Consider the following 17,454-nt stretch of genomic DNA (forward strand, 5'->3'; position numbering starts at 1 on the left):
GCCCCGCACCTTGTACGGGGCCCTGACTGTACATTTTCGAACCTTGATTCCGGTGAGGAGAAGGAGGCGCTTTATTTTTGCCTAGAAGTAATAGAGCACCTTTAAGGAATAGTTAGCAACCGAACCTTTAAAGTCAACATTGTTGGTCAGGCTTCCGGTAGGAATAGCTTCGACTTCCAACCCAAAATGGTTGGCTATCTTGCCGCCAACCCGGTAATGTAGGTTGAACCAGGAGTTTGCCGGGGTAAGGCGCATGTTGGCCGTGTCCTGCGCTATAATACCGGGTTTGTGGGTTACATACGAGTTGGTGGGATAGCTTGCTTCATTGATTCCGACACCCAAACCCGCATACAACCTCATGTTTTTAGATTTGTAGAAACTGTACATTACGTCCACCGAAGGAGTAATGATATTCATATCCAGTTTATAGGTGTCGGTTCCCTGGTTGTCATTTTCCTTGCCGGAGAAGCTGGCTGTCCAATAGGCAACGGACAGTCTCAGGGCAATGTCTCCCCATTTTTGGTTGATCGTAAAATCGACTCCAATTTCACCCAAAGGTCCCACTGAATGGTTGAAGGACATGGGAGAGGCTCCGTTATCGTTGCCGGTAAAGCGTAAAGAAGAGGTGGATACCCCAGCGCCCAGGTAAAACTGAACCCTTATAGGGCTTGCCTGAGCATATTGGTTCACAAAAGTCGTGTTTGAACTTCCGTTAAGGTCTTTCACCACCCTCATCAAGGGACGCTCCGAAAAGGGCAGACCCTCAATCCTTTCGGCCATAGACACGCTGTCTTCGCTTGGAAGGAACTCCAACAACTGATGTCTGAATTCGTTGACAGCATCCTCACGTGTGCCTCCGGACTCCAATTGTACAATGTGTATTTTGTAAATCAGTTCATTAAAACGACCAGGACCATCGCTGATATAATAATGATCCTTTGAATCGGTCAATGCATACAAAGAAAGGCGCTTTCCGATGACCAGGACTTTCAAAAAAACGGTATCCTGGATGAAGGAGTCTTTGACATCCTCGTTGGCGCCTGGGTCTACAGAATTCATGTCTTCTTTCACATAGGCCCGGACATAGGCATCCTGTTTATCAATGCTGAAATACGTAATGTCCCGGAGTCCGTAGGATTGGGCGGGGCTGTCTTCGTTACCTTGACGGAATTTTATCCTTTTGGGATTCTTTCTCCACTGCTGGTAATCAATGTAACCATGCAGCGTATCGCCATTGTCATTAACGATGCTTCCAGGTTGGAAATGAGTTTGGGCGGAGGTGGATAGTACGGTTGTGAGCAGCAAAAAGGTACAAACAATTAGATTTCTCATTCGGCGCGGTTAAATTGTGGGTTTGGGAGTTAAATATACGAAAAAAATGATATAACTTTTGACGAAGGCCGCCGCCTTCGCGGCTGCGGTGATCCAATGCCGCATTGCATTACCCAAAGCGGCCCGCAGCAAGATGACCTGGCTGTATATTTTTCGAACCAGCTGTGGATTGAAATTATCCCACTTTCAAGCATTATTGATGTTGATTATCAATAACTTGGTTGGCAATAGAGGTTGGGTTAAATTTGAAGTGTGGGCTTTTAGCGTTAAATTTGATGAAATGCCGACATTGTTATTTTTAAACGGACTTCGTTTTTTCTTTTATAGCAATGAAAACAATGAACCGATTCATGTTCATGTGACCAAGGGAAGCGCGAATGGAAAAATTTGGCTAGAGCCGTTAATAAGCATTGAATACTTGATTGGCTTTACTAAGGCAGAGGAAAATGACATTTTGGAAACGGTGCAAAATAAATCTGAAGAATTCAAAAATAGATGGAATGAGTACTTCCGAAAATAAACAGTTCGATGCCATTGAAAATTTAATTTTTCAAGGCGGGATACGCATCCAAGCACTGGACATTAAGCCTGAGCTTGACTTGATGACCATATATTTAAATACCAGGGCTATTTTAAGTCAACATATATCTTCATACCGCATTCTCCGAAATGCTGAAAAATCTCAGCTTTTGCAATACGAGCTTATAGGTGGGGGTACAGGCGTACATTGGCCCTTGCTAGATGAAGACCTTAGTCTAAAAGGCTTCTTGCAGGACGAGCTTAGAAAAGTTGTTAAAGGGGATGGAAATCAAGTGGCTGCCTGAATTATTCCCTTTTGTGGAAAGTCACAGGAAATTACTTTCAATAGTATGAAAAGCAAAACCCGCTCTAGGAGCGGGTTTTGAATTGGTGTTGCCCAACCTGGATTCGAACCAAGACGAGCAGATCCAGAATCTGCTGTACTACCTTTATACTATTGGGCAGTGGCTTCCCCGGAAATGAGCCGTGAGGCTCCTTCGGGGGGGCAAATATACGAGTAAATTTGCCGGAAACAAACTCAAAAACGATGGAAACAACGAGACTGGGCTGGGTCGGCCTTGGAAATATGGGGGTGCCTATGGCGCAACGGTTATTAAACGCGGGTTTTGCGGTGACGGTGTACAACCGGAGCAAAGGGAAGGCCGTGGAAGGCGCGGCACTGGCGGCGACGCCGGGTGACGTGGCACAACAATCTGACGTCGTGTTTATTATGGTGTCAGATGACCGGGCGGTCCGGGAGGTGTTCGACGGCGGGCTTTGGATGGGGGGCAAAACCTTTGTCAACATGAGCACGGTGTCGCCGGAGGTGAGCCGGGAGGTGGCGGTCCGGTGTGCGGCCCTGGGGAGCCACTATGTGGACGCGCCGGTGTCGGGGAGTGTGAAACAGGCGCAGGAGGGGCAGTTGGTGATCATGGCAGGCGGGAGCGTGGACGTGGTGGAACGGGTGACGCCGTTGCTGGCGCATTTGGGTAAACTGGTGTTGAGGGTGGGAGACACGGGTGCGGGGAATACGGCGAAGCTCGCGATCAATGTGCTGTTGGGGATCCATGCGCAGGGGCTGGCGGAGGCGTTGTTGTTTGCCCGGGCGCATGGGGTGAAGGCGGAGGACTTCCTGACGATCGTGAACAATGGCGCGATGAGCAATGTGTTTGCGCGGATCAAGGGGGAGGCGATTTTGCACGATAATTATACCGCGGCGTTTGCGTTGAAGCATATCGCCAAGGATCTGCGGCTGGCGAAAGCCGAAGGGCTGGAGACGCCGCTGGCGGAGGCGGCGTACGAGACCTACCAGGCGGCGGCGGCCGCGATGGGGGAGGAGGACATCATCGCGGTGATAAAGACGGTGGAGCGCTAAAGCGGCGCGGAGCCCCGGCGTCACTCCGTCCTCAAACTCTTCGACGGATTGGCGACCGCCGCCTTGACCGTATGAAAAATAACCGTGAGCAGCGTCAGCACCAGCACCGCGAGGGCGGAGAGGATAAACGGCCCAAAGGTCATCCCCGTGTTGTAGGAGAAGTTGTCGAGCCAGTGGTGCATGAACCAGTAGGCGACGGGGAATGCAATAAAACAGGACAGCCCGACGAGGTACACGAAATTGCGGGTGATCAGCGGGATGATTTCCGTCAGGCCGGCGCCGAGGATTTTACGGATGCTGATCTCTTTTTGCCGTTGTTCGGTGGTAAAGGCGATCAGGCCGAGAAGTCCGAGGCAGGTGATGACGACGGTGAGGATGGAAAAGGCGGTGAAGATCTTTCCCCTTCTTTGGTCGGCGGCGTATTGGGAGTCGAACTCGCGGTCGAGGAAAATGTAGCTGAACGGCAGTTCGGGGAAGGCGGTTTTCCAGTTTTTTTCTACGATGGCGAGGGTGGCCGGGATGTTTTGGGCGTCAAGCTTTAACTGGACGTTGAAGCTGTTCGGGCGGTATAGAAGGATGAGGGGAGACATGGGGCTGTACAGCGATTTCCAGTTGAAGTCTTTGAAAACACCGACGACTTCAAGGTAGTGCCTGCCGGTGGTATCGCCGGGGTATTTGACGCGCATGCCGATGGGGTTTTTCCACCCGAAATACCGGACCATGTTTTCATTGACCACGATGCTGTGGAGGGTGTCGGGCAGGCCGGAGAAATTACGGCCGCGGGTCAATTGAATGCCAAGGGTTTTGAAATAGTCTTCGTCTATGCCGTACACGTCCACGCCTTTGTCGACGATGCCGTGGTCGGTTTGAACGTCGAATAGCTGGAAACTGTTGCCGAAACCGGGGATGGACTCGGCGGTACTAACGGAGTGGACGCCTTGGGTATTGCGCATTTCGTTTTTAAACGCAAGGATCCGGCTCCGCTCGTCACTGTTGGAATTGACGGTAATGTTGGCGACCTCGTCTTTGTTAAAACCCATGTCTTTGTGCTGGAGGTATTGCAACTGATTGTACACGACAAAGGTGCAAATGAGCATCGTCATGGATATGCTGAACTGGGTGACGATGAGGATCCGGCGGAGGGTGACATTGCTGGACCCTTTGGAAAGAGCGCCTTTAAGGATATTGACGGGCATGAATTTGGAAAGGTAAAAGGCGGGGTAACTGCCACCGCAAAGACCGACAAACAGCACGATGCCGAGCAACAAAAGTGAAGTGCTGGGATCCAGCAGTGTGTTGAGTGTGATAAATTTGCCGGCCAGCGTGTTAAAGGTCGGCAGGAGCAGGGCGATCAATACGAGGCTGAGGACGAGCGCGACAAGAGAGGACAAGGTGGATTCGACGAGGAATTGTGTGATCAACTGGCTTCGCGAAGAACCGGTGACTTTCCGGATACCGATCTCTTTGGCACGGCGCGCGGACCGGGCGGTGGTCAGGTTCATATAGTTGATACACGCGATCAGGACCATGAACAGGGCGACGGCGCCAAAGATGAAGATGTAGGACATGCTGCCGTACTCCCCTGGTCCTGAAATGTCGGTTGAATGAAGGTGCATTTCGGTAAGGGGCTGGGCGCTGAGCCTGATCTTTATATTGTTTTTTGCAAAGATGGGCGCCATGAACTTGTCGTAAAGGGGAAGCATTTTCCGGTCGAAAGCCTGGAGGTCGGTATGCGGCCGGAGCAACACATAGGTGAAGTAGCTGAAGTTTCCCCATTGAGGCGAAAAATCCACGGGTAGGGTGGCGTTGGAGATCAGGATGTTAAACGTCAGCTGCGAGTTTTTTGGAACGTCTTCCATGACGCCGGTGATCTTGTACACGGCTCCGCTGTCATCGAGCAGGGTTCTGCCGACAATGCCATTTACTTTTCCAAAATATTTTTCCGCAATGGAGCGGGTCAGGACCAGGGATTTCGGGTCGACCAGGGCGGTGTTCGGATCGCCTTCAAGGAGCGGGTAGGTAAAGACCCGGAAAAATCCGCTGTCGACAAAAAAAGTATTTTCATTGTAGAAGCGGGTGTCCCCGGTCTTAAACATCATGGTTCCATTATCGACAAAACGGATGGCCTCCTCGACTTCGGGGAAATCCTTTTTCAGGGTGGGCCCGAGGGGGTATGGATTGCTGGACCAGCGCATGGTATCCTTTGACTCCTCCTTGATATTGGAAACGATGCGGACGATGCGGTTGGCTTTCTCGTGGTAGCGGTCATAACTGAGCTCATCTTTGATGTAAAGGAGGAGCAGCAAACCGAAGGTTATGCCGATGGTCAGGCCAAGGATGTTTAACAAGCTATACCATTTGTCCCTTTTGAGGTTGCGGATCGCTACCAGGAGAAGATTCTTGATCATGTCGACAATTTCAGTAGCCTGGTAGGGTCTAAAAACGTGCCGTATATATAAGTTTATGATTGTTAATTCCTTGTATGAACTTATCGAGGAGGCGGTGTCCGGTTTCAATACATTGTCTGTCCGCCTACGAGCGGAGCGCCAGCAGGTCCCCGATGGCAAGGGCGGTGCGGGTGAGGTTGGCGCGGGTGTCCCGTAGCGCCTGATCCAGGCTGGAGGGGGCGTGGTTGATGTTGAAAAGCGCGTCGAAGAAGTCGCGCAGGCGTGGCTCATCTGCTGTGGGTATGCTGCCCGCCAGGCCGATCACGGGTATGTCGCGCGTGAGGGCACGCCGGGCAATGGCGTACGGCCCTTTGCCCCGCAGGGTTTGTGCATCGAGGCTGCCCTCGCCGGTGAGGACGAGGTCGGCGCGCTCCAGGGCGTCGTCAAAGCGGGTAAGGTCGAGGAAACCGTCGGCGCCATTGACAAGGGTGGCGCCAAGGACGGCGAAGAGACCGGCAGCCACGCCGCCCGCGGCGCCGCCGTGGGGGAGGGCGCCAAGGGAGAGGGCGGCCGTGTCCGCACCTGCGCCGGCAGCCCCGGGGCGGCGGTCCACACCCATGCGACTGATAACCTCGCACCAGCGCGTCAGCGCCTTCTCCAGAAGCGCTACGGTGCCGGCATCCGCGCCTTTTTGCGGGCCGAAGACAGCGGCCGTACCAGACGGCCCCAACAGGGGATTATCAACGTCGCACAAGATAAGCATCCGCGTATCGCGCACAGGCGGATACAGACCGGTAAGGTCGATGCGATCGAGTTGAAGAAGACCCAGCGGGTTGGGGGACAGCTCGTGGCCCGCTGCGTCGAGGAGACGGGCGCCCAGGGCGTGGAGGATGCCCGCGCCACCGTCGACGGTGGCGGAGCCGCCTACGCCTAGGAGCACCTGGCGGGCGCCGGCGGAAAGGGCGGAGCGCAACAGCTGACCGGTGCCCTGGCTGGTGACGTGTAGCGGATCGCGTTCGCCGGGTTGGAGAAGGCTTAGACCGGAGGCCGTAGCCATGTCGATGAGGGCGATAGGGCCGGGCGCAGCCTGGTGGAGAAGGGCCGTAGGGGCCCCAAAGCGGGGGGCAATCCCATAGGCCGCTCCGATCGTTCTGCCCAGCGGGTCCTGTGCGGGGACCTCGACGCGCGTGCCTCCCAGCCGTTCGGTCAGCAGAGATCCGGTGCCGTCGCCACCGTCGGCGATCGGGAAGGAGAAATACCCGGCGGCCAGGCGGGAACGCTCCAGGCCTTCGCGGATGGCGTCCGCGGCAGCCCGGGCGTCGAGGCTGTCTTTGAAAGCGTTGGGGGCGATGAGTACGCGCATGTGATCAAAAATACGGTGGCCGCGCAAACAGCAGGTGAACTTTTTAGCAAACCAACAATGAGCTTTTTAACAAACCAGGGAGGGGACCGGGCGGCGGAACTTTGTGTCACAAAAACATGTTGATATGACAAAGGTTTGGTTCATTACGGGGTCCTCCAGGGGTCTGGGGCGCAGCCTGGCAGAGGCTGTTTTGGCTAAAGGGGACCGGCTGGCGGCTACGGCGCGCCGGCCCGAACAATTACAGGATTTTAAGGACCGTTATGGCGAACAGGTGCTGACGCTGGCGCTGGACGTGACGGACAAAGAACAAATCCGCAAGGCGGTGGACGCTGCCGTTGCCCATTTCGGACGTATCGACGTCCTGGTGAACAATGCGGGTTTTGGGATCACGGGTGCGGCGGAGGCTTATACGGATGAACAGGTGCGCAGCCAACTTGAGACGAATCTCTTTGCGCCGATCGAGGTGACCCGTGCCGTGTTGCCGTATATGCGGAAGCAGCGCTCGGGCAGGATCCTGCAGATCAGCTCTGTGGGTGGTCGCATCGGACGGCCGGGTTTGTCCATCTACCAGGCGGCGAAGTTCGGGCTGGGTGGTTTCTCCGAATCGTTGGCGGGTGAAGTGGCGCCGCTGGGTATCCGGGTGACGGCGGTAGAACCCGGTGGTTTCCGGACCGATTGGGCGGGTGCGTCGATGAGCTTTGCACCGGTGATCGAAGGATACGAGAAGACGGTTGGTTTTATGACGCAGTTACTCCAAAGCGGCCAATTTGAGCCTATGGGAGATCCGGACAAAGCGGCAAAGGTGATGGTCGAGTTGGCGGATCATCCCGAGCCCCCCGTACACCTGGTGTTGGGCAGCGAAGCGTTGGCGCTGGCACGCAAGGCGGATACGGACAAGCTGCAGGATCTGGCCAAGTGGGAAGCGGTCAGCTTGTCCACCGACCACGAGGGGGCGGTCAATTTCCTGGAAACGGAAGCCGCGGCGCGGTTGTTCAAGTCGTAATTTTGTCATCCCATGAACACGTCCCGGAATACCCCGGCCATCGTTTCTTCCTGCTATCATGCACAGAGCAGGGCGGGAGAGCAGTTTGCCCCGGAGCACGTGTTTAGTCTCCAGCTCACGGGCAGGCTTATCCTCAACGACGCGGAGCGGGAGTATGTCTGCGAACCGGGGAGTTTCCACTTCACCCGCAGGAATCACCTGATCAAATTCAACAAGCTGCCGCCGCCGGGGGGAGAATTCAGGACGTTGTCTGTGTATTTGGACCAGGAGACGTTGAGGGGCTTTAGCGTGGAATATGGGTTGGCGCCCGCGCCGGGTGCGCCCGCAGAAGGCGCCATCATAACGCTGGCGGCCGCCCCGCTCTACAAAAGCTACATGGACTCCCTGCCGCCCTACCTGGACATGGACGGCCCATTGCTGGACCTGAAAGTAAAGGAAGCCATCCTGGTGCTAATCCGGACGGACCCGTGGCTACAGGATATACTTTTTGACTTTAGCGAACCGGGGAAGATCGACCTGGAGGCATTTATGCAAAAGAACTTTCACTTTAACGTGGAGCTCAAACGGTTTGCGTACCTGACGGGGAGGAGCCTGGCGACGTTCAAACGGGATTTTGAAAAGATATTTCATGCGACGCCGAGCCGGTGGTTGCAACAGCGGCGGCTTCAGGAAGCGCATTACCTGATCAAGGAAAAGGGAAAGGCCCCTTCGGATGTCTACCTGGACGTGGGGTTCGAGGACCTTTCCCATTTTTCCTTTACCTTTAAGAAGAGGTATGGAGTGGCGCCTTCGCGGATTTGACGACACAACGCTGGTACAAAACATAGTATGTCAACGGTTCCCCTCAACAGCCCGGCCGGCCGGTGGGTGATGGCTTCGGCCATTTTGGCTTCTTCCATGGGATTTATTGACGGTACCGCGCTCAACGTGGTCTTGCCATCGCTGCAACGCAGCCTCGGTGCCACGGGCACGGAAATTTTCTGGATACTCAATGCCTATTTGCTGATGCTGGCTTCCCTCATCCTGGTGGGGGGCGCGTTGGGCGACAAGCTGGGTCGCAAAAAGGTATTCATGACCGGCATTGCGGCTTTTATTGTAGGATCGGCCGCGTGCGGATGTTCACCGGGGGTGGCTTACCTGATTGCTTTCCGGGCTGTCCAGGGTTTGGGCGGCTCGCTGATGATCCCGGGAAGTTTGTCGCTGATCTCCTCTACGATCGACGACAAAGAAAAAGGCAAGGCCATCGGTACCTGGTCGGCGATCTCGACCATTGTCACGATCGGTGGCCCCGTCCTGGGGGGCGCCCTGGCGGATGCAGGCCTGTGGCGGTATATTTTTTTCCTCAATATTCCTATCGGTATTGCGGCCTTGGTGATCCTCTGGCGTAAAGTCGGGGAAAACAGGGACGAACAGGCCGATCCGGCCCTGGACATCCCGGGTGCGTTGTCCATCGCTTTCGGACTGGCTTTACTGACCTTTGGCTGTCTGCGGTTACCCCAGGCCGGTATCAGGGACGCTTGGGTTTTGGCTACGATCGGGGCTGGCGTGTTGTTGCTCGGGGTCTTTGTTTTGGTGGAAAAGAGAAGCAAGCACCCTATGATGCCGTTGCATCTTTTTGCCAACCGGACCTTCGCCGGGGCAAACCTTCTTACCTTTTTCCTTTATGCGGGCCTCGGTGCGGGAATGTTGTTCCTTTCTCTGAACCTGGTCCAGGCCCAAGGATATGACCAGTTGCAATCAGGGCTTACCTTTTTGCCGTTTACGATCGTGATGATCCTGTGTTCGCGCTTTGCCGGATCGCTGGCGGACCGGCACGGCCCGAGACCTTTGTTGGTGGGGGGGGCAGCCACAGCAGGTCTGGGGCTCTGGTTGCTGTCCCTGGTCGGGGAAACCGGGGGACCGTCGACCTACTGGACAACTTTTTTACCGGGTATGCTGATCTTTGGGCTGGGGATGGCCTTTACGGTGGCGCCGCTCACCACCGCCGTTATGGGGTCGGTGAGTGACCAGTTGTCCGGGGTGGCATCGGGGGTGAATAATGCGCTGACCAGGGTCGCCAATGTTTTTGCCAATGCGATCCTTGGTTCCCTGGCCGTCCTTTTGTTTACGGCGTCGATCGGGCACAGGCTGGATAATTTGGGGCTGGACGCCGGCCTTCACCGGCAGGCGCTGGCGCAGGCGGTCGAATTAGGGAATGCAAAAGTGCCGGCGGATGCGGGGGCCATGGCTGGCGCGATCCAAAAGGTTTACCGGGACGGGTTTATCGACGTCTACCAAAGGATCATGCGGATCGCGGCGACGTTCGCGTGGGGAGCGGCGCTGCTGGCGTTTTTGACGATACGGCCTCGCCGGGCGGAGGGCTAAAACCCGTACATTTGTCCTATGTCCCTCTCCATCGCATCCCTGAATTCCGGCAGCAACGGCAATTGTTATTACGTGGGTAACGACCAGGATGCCCTTCTCGTGGACGCGGGGCTGTCGTGCCGGGAAATAGAACGGCGGATGGAACGGCTGGGATTGGCGATGGAGCGGGTGAAGGGGATTTTTATTTCGCACGAACACGAAGATCATATCCGGGGGCTGCAGGTGCTGTCGCGCCGATACAAGTTGCCTGTGTACATCGCCGAAGCGACGCGGAGGCACGTGTCCGTGGATACGCGGCTGGTACAGGGATTGCCGGAGACGGTGGTCGTCGGGAGCTTGTCCGTGACTTCTTTTTCAAAGGCGCATGATGCCGCGGACCCTTGCAGTTTTGTCATCGCATCGGGCGACTTGCGGGTGGGCGTTTTTACGGACATCGGCGTCGTTTGCGATAACCTCATACGACACTTTATGCAGTGTCACGCGGCTTTCCTGGAAACAAATTATGACGAGCAGCTGTTGGAGGAGGGGCGTTATCCCTATCCGCTCAAAAAACGCATCCGGGGCGGGCAGGGACACTTGTCCAACCGGCAGTCGCTGGAGCTTTTTATGGGATACAGACCGGCATACCTGAGCCACTTGCTGCTCTCGCATCTTTCCGAAGACAACAACCGCCCGGAGCTCGTGCGGGCGTTGTTTGAGGAAAAGGCGGGCGGGACGGTCATTACGGTGGCTTCCCGTTATGAGGAGACGGGGGTGATTGTGGTGGATGGATCGTATACGGGTGAGGCCGGTCCTTTCTGGAACGCAGAGGGTGTGGTGACCCGGCCGGAGGAGCCCGCGCCGGTGCCCGCCCCCGCGATGCGCCGCCGAAAGACACTGAAGACAATAAACACAGCACAGATTTCGCTCTTTAATAACGACCCTCATGCTGACCGCTAAAATAGTCACCACCGAAAAAGAACTGGACCAAATCGCCGCCCTCTCACAAGCAAACCTGGTGACCCTGCTGGACGAAGAAACCAAGGCAAAAGAAGGTTTTGTTACCTGGGTGTATACACCGGAGGTGCTGAGGATCCTCCATGCCATCGTGCCTTCGGTCATCGTCATGGATGGAGATACCCTGGCCGGTTATGCGCTGACGCTTACAGACGCCTGCGAGGCGGTGTACCCGGTCATGGGTAGCACGATGGCGCACCTGAAGACGATCGGGTATGAAGGGCGGCGGCTCGCGGACTACCGGATTTACCTGATGGGGCAGATCTGCGTGGCGGAGCCTTATCGCGGACAGGGGGTGGTGGAACGGTTGTACGGATTCCATAGAGACCATTTTTCCACCCAATACGACATGCTCGTTACCGAAATCTCACAAGCCAATCCGCGCTCACTCAAGGCACACAAAAAAGTGGGCTTCGAGGTCATTGACTCTTACCCGGACAACGGAAGTACTTGGGACGTGGTGTTGTGGGACTGGCGCTAGAGGCTCAGCTCATATTTCTGCTCGGTAAGCGCCTTCCCAAAAGTATTGGACGGCACCTCCTCCGTAAGAACAAAGCCTAGCCTTTTATATAAGGCAATGGCGGTTTCCTGTTCGTTGGTCGTCCAGAGATAGCTGCTGCTGTATCCTTTTTCCTTTATAAAAGCCATGTACAGGTCCATGAGTTTCTTGCCGAGACCGAGGCCGCGGTATTCGGGTTCCAGTATGAAATAACGGAGCTGGGCCGCGTTTTCCGGGCGGTGCATGACCAGGAGGAAGCCGACGATGCGGTCCCGGTGTTCACAGATCCAGACGCGGTCGAGACTGGGATCGTATTGCTGGTAGAACTCGGCCAGGCCCTTGGCGACATACGCTTCGAAGCCGGGGCCGTAGTTGCATTCGTCTTTGTAGATGCGTCCATGGAGATGCGTGACATAGCCGATGTCGCCGGGACGGAGGTCGGTGCGGAGGGTCACGTCGGTGATCGATACACGTTTCCGGGTGAGCAGGTCTTCGATTTCCGTCATGTGTCCTTTCAGACGCTGCCAGTCTTTTGGCGGGAGGTCGGCAAGGAGTTGTTTGAGTTGGTTGTCGGAGGCGCGGTCGAGCTTTTCAAATTCCTTTTGTCCCTTGTCCGTCAGAAAAAGATGGACCCGCCGTCCGTCTTCGGCGGATTTTTTCCGGCTGATCAGTTTGTGCTCGGCGAAGCGGTCCAGGATCCTGCTGAGGTAACCTTTGTCGATCCCCATGCGGTCGATGATGTCGGAGGCCTGTACGCCTTCGCCGTGATGGAGTTCATACAATATGCGCGCCTCGGGGAGGCTGTAGTCGCTGTCGAGGAGGTAGCGGTCGAGCAAGCCGATGAAGCCGGTATAGAAACGGTTGAAGGACCGGATACCGGCAATGGTTTTTGCGTTCATACCCCAAAGGTAGGATAAGTAGTTGACAAAATCAACTATTTTTACGGTTCAAACATCCGGAGCTTTACACGGGGGAAATCCGGGTATGAATTGTACTTGGACAGGCTGCATTTGCGGAGGTCTTTCCTGGCGTCTTCCTCCTTATACAGGGTAAACCATGGACTGGGATGGCGAAAGCTGAGCCGGACGTCCAGTTGCATAAAGTAAATTTTGCCCGCTTCGAGGGTGGAGGTCAGCTTCAGGTCGCTTTCCATGATTGCTTTAAAGACGTGCACGCCGGGATCCAAAATCGTATAGAGGTATGACCTTATGCCCAGCCAGCCCATCATGAAGGTATCGACATCAAACCTGTACTTTAACAAGGCGCCGTGGATGTCCGGGCGTAAGATATAAACGATGGCCTTCCCCGGGATCGGGGCAAGGTTCTTAATGGTGCTGTCGAGCTGTTTATGGGGAAGATAAATGGTCGTAGTGTCCGTCTGCGCCGTCGCCTCGACACAAAGGGTGATCAGGAATACAGATAGCAAGGACTTCATGGCTTTGAGGATATAATTCAATATACAAAGTGAATTTCCAAATATGTATTAATTTACCTTAATAAGCGCGCTTCGGCGCCAACGCCCAAAACGATTGCTGCTATGTATAAGGCTCTTCTCGCCTCCATTTTTGTATGCACGTATGCCTTGGCATCCGCCGGGGACGATCCGCGTGTGCGATACTTAGGTATCGAACAGGGTTTATCCAACAACGCGGTAACCTGTGTATGCCAGGATGCCAAGGGCTTTTTGTGGTTCGGCACCTACGACGGGCTGAACCGCTATGACGGGTACGGGTTTACGGTGTACCGGAACGTCATCGGGGACTCCACGTCTCTTGCCTTCGATAACATTGCCAGTGTCAAAGCGGACCCGCACAACAATATCTGGGTCAGCGGTCAGAAGGGGGTGAGCATTCTCGACCCGGTGACCGGCCGGTTCTCGGTGCCTTCCTACATTTCCTGGGACGGGGGGGCGCCTCAAAAGGTGCGGGAGAGCGTACATTGTATCCAGACGATCGGAGACCGGTTTGTCCTGGCGGGGGCGCACCGGAACGGCGTGCTGTTGTTCGAGGGACGGTCGAGGGTGGGCCGCCAGATTCCGCTGGGGGAGCTGGCAGGGGATAAGGGGGCGTATGACGTATACGCCATCGAGTATGATCAGCGGAGCAAAACGGTTTGGGTGTTTATACAAAACAGGGGTCTTTACGTCCTCGACGTGGATCATCAGCGTTTGTCCCTTGTAAACGGAGCCGTGAAAAATGCATTTTGCCTGAAGCTGGACAACGAGGGTACGCCTTGGGTGGGCACGGACAATGGGGTCGTCTTCCTGGACCGAACTAAAAACCAGTATTCCCATAACTACCTGCCCCAGAGCAGCCGGGTGGTGTCGATCACCGTTGACGGCAGGAACGATATGTGTCTGGGTACGGACGGATCGGGTGTCTGGACGTTGCATCCAGGCGATCGTCTGGCAGCACCCTTGTTGTCCTCCACGGGAACGCCACTGGTCAACAGCAACGCGGTGTATGCGTTGTATGAGGACGGAGACGGACGGAGGTGGATCGGCACCCTCAGGGGAGGCATCAATGTCATCGAGCCGAAGACAAGCTCTTTTAAAACCATAACGTATGATCCGCCGGGACAAAAGAACATCGTCAACAATTTTATACTATCGTTTTGCGAGGATGCGGACCATAACCTTTGGATTGGAACGGACGGGGCGGGTTTGCGTTTTTGGAAACGGCGGACGAATACGTTCAGGACGTATACCCATAACCCCGCGGATCCGGGTTCGATCAACAATGATTTTATCACGGGCATCCTAAGGGACAGCCAGGATCAGTTGTGGGTGGCGACGTGGTTTGACGGCGTAAGCCGGCTGGACAAGGCCACGGGAAAGTTTACCCATTTCCCTTGCGTCAACCCGGAGACGAATACCGAAGAGAAGCACGTGTGGGCGCTGGTGGAGGACCACAACAAACAGCTCTGGGCGAGTGCAACCAACGAGGGCGGTTTGTACCGGTTCGAGGGCGGCAGGTTCGTTTTGTTTGACGAACAGGTGTCGAACCTGCAGGCGTTGACCGAGGACCGGGAGGGCAATTTGTGGGGAGGAAACTATACCACCCTGATCCGGATCGACAGGGAACATAAGAAGCATACCTTTTTCCCGATCGGGTATACGGTTCGCTGCTTACACGAAGACCGGGAGGGCCGTTTTTGGGTCGGTACGCAAGAAGGTGGTCTCTTGTTGTTCAACCGGTCTACGGGAACGTATACCCGATATTCCACCGCCGACGGGTTGCCGGGCAACACCATCTTGCGGATCCTGGAAGACAGGCACGGGAATTTATGGATGAGCACGTACAACGGTTTGTCGGAATACCAGCAGGGGAGGTTCCGTAATTTTTCCCCGTCCGACGGTCTGCAAAGCACCCAATTCAGCTTTAATGCCGGGCTGGCCCTGAGCTCCGGGGAGCTGGCTTTTGGAGGGATCAAGGGATTTAATCTATTTTTCCCCGACAGCGTCCTGCAGACAAAAAAAATGCCCAACGTCTACCTGACACAGGTGCGTATCAAAAACGAGCCGATCCGCGGAAATTCGCGTTGGGTGACGGACCGGTCGGAGGACAACATCCGGGAACTAACGGTGCCGTTTAACCAGGCGATGCTGTCCCTGGACTTTACCGCCCTGGAGTACGGGAGCACGGACAAGATCAACTATGCGTATTGTCTTTCCGGCTGGGACAAGGGCTGGAGCTATACCAACGGCAGCCGGACGGCCAATTACTCCAGCATCCGGGAGGGCAGCTATGTATTCAAGGTCCGCGTCAGCCATGCGGACGGTACGTGGAGTCACGAATGGGAACTGTTGCGGGTCGTCGTCCTGCCCCCCTGGTACCGGACCTGGTGGGCGTATGCCGGCTACGTGCTCCTGGTGGGTGGCCTGGTGCTTTTGTATGTTCGGTATACACGGGGCCGTTTGCGGTTGAAGTACGAGGTCAGGCTGGCACAGCTGGAAACGGAAAAGGAAAAGGAGCTGATCGAACGGAAGCTTTCTTTTTTTACCCACATTACGCATGAATTCCGCAGTCCGCTGACCTTGATCATCAACCCGGTGAAGGAACTGCTGGAGTCGGATACCCGGGAGGACGAACAGGAACGGCTGCCATTTGTCTACCGGAACGCGCAGCGGTTGCTGAGTCTTGTCGACCAGCTCCTGTTGTTCCGGAAGGCGGAAAGCGGGTCTGACGACATAAAACCCGCGCCCGTTGATGCCGTGGCGTTGTGTAGGGAGGTCTACCTGTGCTTTGTGGAAGGGGCGAGGGCAAAAAAGATTCGGTACCTTTTCGACACCCCGGTGGAAGCGTTGTTGCTTTACCTGGACAGGGAGAAAATAGAAATCGCCTTATACAACCTGGTCTCCAACGCCCTGAAGTATACGCCGGAGGGTAGGGAGGTGGTCTTGTCGTTGCGCGAGGACGCGGATACGGTCCTGATCAGCGTGGCAGATACGGGGATAGGGATACCGCCGGAAGTCGGGGACCAGGTGTTTGATAAATTTTACCAGATCAGGAGGAGCGATATGACTTCCATATCCGGTTTCGGGATCGGTCTTTTCCTCGTCAAACAATTTGTGGTGGCACACGGTGGAGAGATCACCTATCAAAGTGAGGCAGGGAAAGGAACCTGTTTCCGGTTGCAGTTCCTCAAAGGCAACGGACACCTGAAAGGTGTGGTGATCGGTGGAGAAAACACCGGGCGCTCCTCTCTTTTCCAAGAAATCGCCGAAACGCCGGACCCAACAAGGGCGGGAGACCTTGTCAGTGGCCAAAAAAGCCTGTTGATCGTAGACGACGACGCCCAAATTTTGTCTTATGTCCAACAAGTGTTTGAAAGACATTTTATTGTGTACAAGGCCCTGAGCGGGGATGAAGGGCTCCGCCTGGCCCGGGAACACCGGCCGGACCTGATCATCTCGGACGTGCACATGGAAGGCATCTCGGGGATCGAATTGTGTGAGACCATCAAAAACGACCCGTTGCTCGGACAAACGCCGGTGATCCTCCTGACGGCGTCGGCTTCTGCGAACAACAAGCTGGAAGGGGTTAAACACGGGGCCGACGATTACATCACCAAACCCTTCGACCGGGACCTGCTCGTGGCCAGGGTAGGGGCCTTGCTGACCAGCCGGGACCGGGTGGAGCAGTCGATCTACCATACCATCACCACGGGTGACAACGCTCCCCGGGTCTCGGCCGAAGACAAGGAATTCCTGGACCGCATCGTCGCCGTGGTGGAAGCACACCTGGAAGAGGAGGATTTTTCCATCAAGAAGTTGTCCCTGGAGCTGGGGATGAGCCATTCCCACCTTTACCAAAAACTAAAGGACCTGACGGGGCAGTCCCTGAATGGCCTTATCCGGTTTATCCGGCTGAGGAAGGCGGCGGAGCTTTTTATCCACTCCCCCTATAACGTCAACGAGGTGGCTCTCCAGGTCGGTATCGGCGACGGGAAGTACTTCCGGGAACAGTTTCACAAACAATACGGGATGAATCCGTCGGACTATATAAAGAAATACCGGAAGGTTTTTTCCAATAAGTGGCACCTCAAAAGGGCGCCGTAGGGGAAGGACCGTAGGCCGGCAACTCAAATTGTGAGATTACCCCCTAAATCCTGAGA

General features: G+C 55.3%; 14 protein-coding genes and 1 tRNA gene. 9 read left to right on the plus strand and 6 right to left on the minus strand.

The window, feature by feature from the left end; translation table 11 throughout:
• Positions 1-81 precede the first annotated feature (81 nt).
• Entirely contained in the window at positions 82-1,332 is a 1,251-nt protein-coding gene (locus EDB95_RS17900; protein WP_133995508.1) for an outer membrane beta-barrel protein, read from the minus strand.
• A gap of 58 nt (positions 1,333-1,390) precedes the next feature.
• Between EDB95_RS17900 and EDB95_RS27565 the strand changes: the two genes are divergently transcribed.
• Both EDB95_RS27565 and EDB95_RS17910 read left to right on the plus strand, forming a co-directional pair.
• Positions 1,391-1,852 (plus strand): DUF4160 domain-containing protein, encoded by a 462-nt coding sequence (locus tag EDB95_RS27565; protein ID WP_211352158.1) that lies wholly within the window; start codon positions 1,391-1,393, stop codon positions 1,850-1,852.
• Complete coding sequence (locus EDB95_RS17910) at positions 1,833-2,156, plus strand: DUF2442 domain-containing protein (RefSeq protein WP_162852666.1); 324 nt, start codon at positions 1,833-1,835, stop codon at positions 2,154-2,156. The genes EDB95_RS27565 and EDB95_RS17910 overlap by 20 nt, the downstream gene beginning before the upstream one ends.
• A gap of 88 nt (positions 2,157-2,244) precedes the next feature.
• Here the strand turns inward: EDB95_RS17910 and EDB95_RS17915 are convergent.
• Positions 2,245-2,315, minus strand: a tRNA-Gln gene (locus EDB95_RS17915).
• A gap of 59 nt (positions 2,316-2,374) precedes the next feature.
• Between EDB95_RS17915 and EDB95_RS17920 the strand changes: the two genes are divergently transcribed.
• Entirely contained in the window at positions 2,375-3,226 is an 852-nt protein-coding gene (locus EDB95_RS17920; RefSeq protein WP_262710542.1) for an NAD(P)-dependent oxidoreductase, read from the plus strand.
• 20 nt (positions 3,227-3,246) lie between these two features.
• Here EDB95_RS17920 and EDB95_RS17925 read toward each other — a convergent pair whose 3' ends face one another.
• Positions 3,247-5,634 carry an ABC transporter permease gene (locus tag EDB95_RS17925; RefSeq protein ID WP_133995514.1) on the minus strand — a complete coding sequence of 796 codons (2,388 nt, stop codon included), beginning with the start codon at positions 5,632-5,634 and terminating at the stop codon, positions 3,247-3,249.
• Between the two features lie 124 nt (positions 5,635-5,758).
• Positions 5,759-6,976: a glycerate kinase gene (locus tag EDB95_RS17930; RefSeq protein WP_133995516.1), complete on the minus strand. Its 1,218-nt coding sequence runs from the start codon at positions 6,974-6,976 to the stop codon at positions 5,759-5,761.
• A 124-nt stretch (positions 6,977-7,100) separates the two neighbouring features.
• On the opposite strand from EDB95_RS17930, the gene EDB95_RS17935 reads away from it, so the two are divergent.
• The 5 genes from EDB95_RS17935 to EDB95_RS17955 are packed head-to-tail and all read left to right on the plus strand — an operon-like array spanning position 7,101 to position 11,820.
• A complete protein-coding gene (locus EDB95_RS17935) occupies positions 7,101-7,979 on the plus strand; it encodes an SDR family oxidoreductase (RefSeq protein WP_133995518.1) in 879 nt (292 codons plus the stop codon).
• A 12-nt stretch (positions 7,980-7,991) separates the two neighbouring features.
• Positions 7,992-8,780, plus strand: a complete 789-nt coding sequence (locus EDB95_RS17940; RefSeq protein WP_133995520.1) for a helix-turn-helix domain-containing protein — start codon at positions 7,992-7,994, stop codon at positions 8,778-8,780.
• A gap of 27 nt (positions 8,781-8,807) precedes the next feature.
• Positions 8,808-10,343 (plus strand): MFS transporter, encoded by a 1,536-nt coding sequence (locus EDB95_RS17945; RefSeq protein WP_133995522.1) that lies wholly within the window; start codon positions 8,808-8,810, stop codon positions 10,341-10,343.
• Between the two features lie 18 nt (positions 10,344-10,361).
• Positions 10,362-11,282: an MBL fold metallo-hydrolase gene (locus EDB95_RS17950; protein WP_133995524.1), complete on the plus strand. Its 921-nt coding sequence runs from the start codon at positions 10,362-10,364 to the stop codon at positions 11,280-11,282.
• Entirely contained in the window at positions 11,269-11,820 is a 552-nt protein-coding gene (locus tag EDB95_RS17955; protein ID WP_133995526.1) for a GNAT family protein, read from the plus strand. Before EDB95_RS17950 ends, EDB95_RS17955 begins: the two co-directional genes overlap by 14 nt.
• On the opposite strand, the gene EDB95_RS17960 is transcribed toward EDB95_RS17955, so the two are convergent.
• Positions 11,817-12,737 carry a bifunctional helix-turn-helix transcriptional regulator/GNAT family N-acetyltransferase gene (locus EDB95_RS17960; protein ID WP_133995528.1) on the minus strand — a complete coding sequence of 307 codons (921 nt, stop codon included), beginning with the start codon at positions 12,735-12,737 and terminating at the stop codon, positions 11,817-11,819. The genes EDB95_RS17955 and EDB95_RS17960 overlap by 4 nt on opposite strands.
• Positions 12,738-12,778: 41 nt before the next feature.
• Positions 12,779-13,273, minus strand: coding sequence for a hypothetical protein (locus EDB95_RS17965; RefSeq protein WP_133995530.1), 495 nt, complete (start codon positions 13,271-13,273; stop codon positions 12,779-12,781).
• A 102-nt stretch (positions 13,274-13,375) separates the two neighbouring features.
• Here EDB95_RS17965 and EDB95_RS17970 point away from each other — a divergent pair, with 102 nt between their 5' ends.
• On the plus strand, positions 13,376-17,398 hold the full coding sequence (locus EDB95_RS17970; protein WP_133995532.1) for a two-component regulator propeller domain-containing protein: 4,023 nt from the start codon (positions 13,376-13,378) through the stop codon (positions 17,396-17,398).
• Positions 17,399-17,454: the final 56 nt, after the last annotated feature.

The sequence above is a fragment of the Dinghuibacter silviterrae genome, from assembly GCF_004366355.1.
Lineage (GTDB): Bacteria > Bacteroidota > Bacteroidia > Chitinophagales > Chitinophagaceae > Dinghuibacter > Dinghuibacter silviterrae.